The following is a 3,791-nucleotide window of genomic DNA, read 5'->3' as shown; positions in this document are numbered from 1 at the left end:
CATTTTTTATCTACAACTTGTAACAATTTGTCATTAGGAATAACGATAATTGTATCAACTTTTTGAGTCAAGAACTCAATGCCTTTTTCTGCCGCAGCACGACGACGTTTGCCTTCAAATGCGAAAGGTTTAGTTACAACGCCAACTGTTAATGCACCAACTTCTTTAGCACATTCAGCTACGATTGGAGCAGCACCAGTACCAGTACCACCGCCCATACCAGCAGTTACGAATACCATATCAGCACCTTCAAGAGCTTTAGTAATTTCTTCACGGCTTTCTTGAGCTGCTTCTTCACCGATTTGTGGGTTAGCACCAGCACCAAGGCCTTTAGTAACTTTTTCACCGATTTGAATTGTTACATCCGCTTTAGACAATTCAAGCACTTGGTTTTCTGTATTAACGGCTAAAAATTGAACACCTTTAATTTGGTTATCAACCATACGATTAACAGCGTTATTACCGCCGCCACCAACACCGATAACTTTAATATTTGCAAAATCAGACATTGAACTTCCTCCTCTTATCGTTATCTATTGTATCAATATACGTCCCAATGTATCGATTTATATACTGACTATCTTATAACAATTACATTTATTTTACACTAAAATTTAAAAACTTTCCACTATATAGAATGTGATTTATTAGAACCGCTTAGTCATAATTATTTTGCGTATAGCGCCTACATTAATAAATACACGTAACCCAAATCCAATAAGGGCCACATAGTATAGGTTAATGCCTATTAAATCACCAACATATACAAGAATAACAGCTAATACCATATTTGAAAAGAACCCAATGACAAAGTTACTGAGATCAAAGGTTCTTTCCAATGCTGCTCGACTGCCACCAAATACTGCATCTAAAGCTGCTAGAACAGCTACCGAAGTATAATTCGAATAACTAGCGGGGATATGAAGTGGTGCTATCCATCCTAAGATAGCCCCTATAATTAGGCCAATGATGGCAAAGATATAGATATTCATTCTTTACCTCCTAACTCATTAGGCTTCATATGTTCTTCTCTAAAAGTACCTGTGAAAGCAGGAATCGCTACATCCTCTTCTTGCTTTATAGTTACCTTTATCCCCCAATGTTTAAGTGAATCTACTACACCACCGCGCATAGTGAGCGCAGAATTTAATGTCTTTGGATCTCCAATAGCTTTCACCGTAAAGGGAGCTCCAAAAACCTTCCCATTTACAGTAATAGTCGGGCCTGAACATCGTATTTCAGACGTTCCTATGAGGCGTTGATCATTAATAGCTATCGCTTCAGCCCCACCAGCCCGTAATTCATTAACAATTCTTAGAATATCTTCATCATGAATTACATATAAATTGGGATTTTCCCCGCTTTGTACAGGCTTTAAGCTATCTTCAATCAACACACTAACGCCCGGCCCTTTAACATTAGTTAAAGCCGCTTTCATCATGAGCTGTTCATCAGCTTTACCACCGCCATTGGCACCAGATTTTTTTAGTGACTCAATTTGCTTTAACAAAGCATCACGTTCACTCTGGGCCTCTCTCAATTGTACCGCCAAATCGCCAGTTCGTTGTAAGCGAATATTTTCTTCTATATTATCTTGAGTCATCTTATATTGGGTAACAACCATGAACCCTAATATACAGCTGACTATGGCAATTGCCCACCGTTCGTGTCTCACGACAATCATCTACCTTTATATTCAACATGACCTTATCTATCTTGTTTTTTATCATCCTTCTTAGTAGATGAATTTTCTGTAGTCGGTGCTCCATTCTGATGCTTTTTAACTTCCGGCATCACATCGGTTTTAATGTACGGCGATGAAACATTAACATCTATATACTGTACATTACCATGTGTCTTTTTAATATCTTGTAACATCGACTGAGTTAGCTCTGCTTTTTTAGCTAAGTCTTTGCCATCCCCCAGTCGAATCTGTACACCTGATACAGTATATGCCATTATCGCATCAGGATCTCCAATATTAACCTCTGCAATATTCTTGAATGTCTCCTCATCGAGTGAGTTCAAATATTCAAGAGCCGCCAATATCGGTTTATCTACTACCGTATCACCTAATAGTATATTTCCAGCTTTCACACCAGAAATCATAGGAACAGATGTGTCTTGTATAGCTGGCTCAGATGCAATCACTTGTCCCTTACTATCAAGGGTCAAGTATCCAAACTGAGCCGGTACAACTGCAACTGCCTTGCGTTCTACTACATTTACCACCATTGTCAGTGGCAACTGATAGCTAATTTGAGCCTCTTCGACACGTAAATCTTTCGATAATCTAGTTTTTAATTTTTCTGTACTAATCTGCAATATATTAACAGGTTCATGAATATCACCAGCTACCATTACATCTTGTACAGTTACCTTATCCGATCCAGTAACTTTTAAGGATCCAAAAGGAATAGGTAGTGTAAACAACCCCACCAACACGAGAGTAACTGCACCACCGATTTTTAACACTCGTTTTCTAAATACAGCCCGTTCATCACGAACAGGTGTAGAAGACTGCATCTCCCCAGAGTTGGATGGATGGTTTTGCTTATCATCCATAGTTAACTCCTTATCTTCTATTAGCCCTTAAAATTTCCCTATACTAGCTGTTAATAGAATTTTTTCACATAATGTTGGGAAGTCAATTCCCATTTCTTTTGCTGCTTTTGGTACTAAAGATGTTGCTGTCATACCAGGCACAGTATTGTATTCAAGAACATACATATTATCTGCATGGTCTGTCATAACATCAACACGAATTACCCCACTGCCTTGTACTTCACGATACACAAGTTCCCCAATGCGTTGCATTTCAGCAGTCATTTCTGCACTAATAGGCGCTGGTACTAAATACTCAGTAGCACCTACAGTGTACTTACTCTTGTAATCATATTCACCAGAATGTGGACGAATTTCAATAACAGACAATGCTTTACCATCTAAAACAGATACTGTAAATTCACGACCATCAAGAAATTGTTCTACCACAAGAATAGGGTCATATTTTAGAGCTTCCGTTACAGCCTCTTCTAACTGTGCTTCATCGCGAACAATAGTAACCCCAATGCTAGAACCTTGCGTAGCAGACTTCACAACTACTGGAATTGTAAAATCCTTACGAATATGTTCAATAATAGCTTCTGCAGATTCAAGATTACCATTAAAGGACTCGGATGCCGCAGTCGGAATATTGGCACCTTTAAATACATCTTTACTTACTTTTTTATTCATACCTACTGCATGAGCCATAATACCTGACCCAGTGTAAGGAATTTCAGCCATTTCTAATAGGCCTTGCAACGCACCATCTTCGCCGTAACGACCATGAATTGCATTAAATACAACCTCGCCACCTAAGTCTTCAATATCTTTTAATACAGTGCGCGGATTGAGTTCTAAAGTTTGGGCATTATAACCTTTGCTTTCAAGTGCTTCTGCAATAGCAGCGCCAGTACGACGAGATACCTCAGCCTCTTTGGAAGGACCACCCATTAATACGATTATTTTTTTATCTTTCATTGTAAGCCTTCCTCCAATATAGCTAATAATTTTGGCCCATATTGATTAATAGAACCTGCACCCATGGTGATAACCAAGTCATTAGGTCTTACTACTTTTGATAATACCTCAGGCAAATCGTCAACAGACTGTACATAATGTACATCTTGACCTGTAGCCGCTTTAATAGCATTTGGAATCGTATTGCCATCAATACCAGGGATTGGATCTTCACCAGAGCTATAAATATCTGTCATATATACTTCATCAGCGCTTGTGAAAGCAGT

At 38.7% G+C, this 3,791-nt stretch carries 4 protein-coding genes and 2 pseudogenes; all 6 read right to left on the bottom strand.

Annotated features, from left to right (window positions below; translation table 11 throughout):
• Positions 1-509: pseudogene (locus QZ055_RS08500) on the bottom strand (cell division protein FtsZ); the annotation flags it as partial.
• Positions 510-647: 138 nt separating this feature from the next.
• Positions 648-992 carry a small basic family protein gene (locus tag QZ055_RS08495; protein WP_005386246.1) on the bottom strand — a complete coding sequence of 115 codons (345 nt, stop codon included), beginning with the start codon at positions 990-992 and terminating at the stop codon, positions 648-650.
• Positions 989-1,684: a DUF881 domain-containing protein gene (locus QZ055_RS08490; RefSeq protein WP_024065456.1), complete on the bottom strand. Its 696-nt coding sequence runs from the start codon at positions 1,682-1,684 to the stop codon at positions 989-991. The genes QZ055_RS08495 and QZ055_RS08490 overlap by 4 nt, the downstream gene beginning before the upstream one ends.
• Before the next feature lie 23 nt (positions 1,685-1,707).
• Positions 1,708-2,565, bottom strand: a complete 858-nt coding sequence (locus QZ055_RS08485; RefSeq protein WP_024065457.1) for a cell division protein FtsQ/DivIB — start codon at positions 2,563-2,565, stop codon at positions 1,708-1,710.
• 27 nt (positions 2,566-2,592) lie between these two features.
• Positions 2,593-3,525: a D-alanine--D-alanine ligase gene (locus QZ055_RS08480; protein WP_024065458.1), complete on the bottom strand. Its 933-nt coding sequence runs from the start codon at positions 3,523-3,525 to the stop codon at positions 2,593-2,595.
• Positions 3,522-3,791: pseudogene (gene murC / locus QZ055_RS08475) on the bottom strand (UDP-N-acetylmuramate--L-alanine ligase); the annotation flags it as partial. The pseudogene murC and the gene QZ055_RS08480, both read right to left, overlap by 4 nt.

The organism is uncultured Veillonella sp. (assembly GCF_905209685.1).
Lineage (GTDB): Bacteria > Bacillota > Negativicutes > Veillonellales > Veillonellaceae > Veillonella.
Note: the sequence above shows the minus strand (reverse complement) of the source record. Positions and strands in the feature narration are given on the sequence as shown.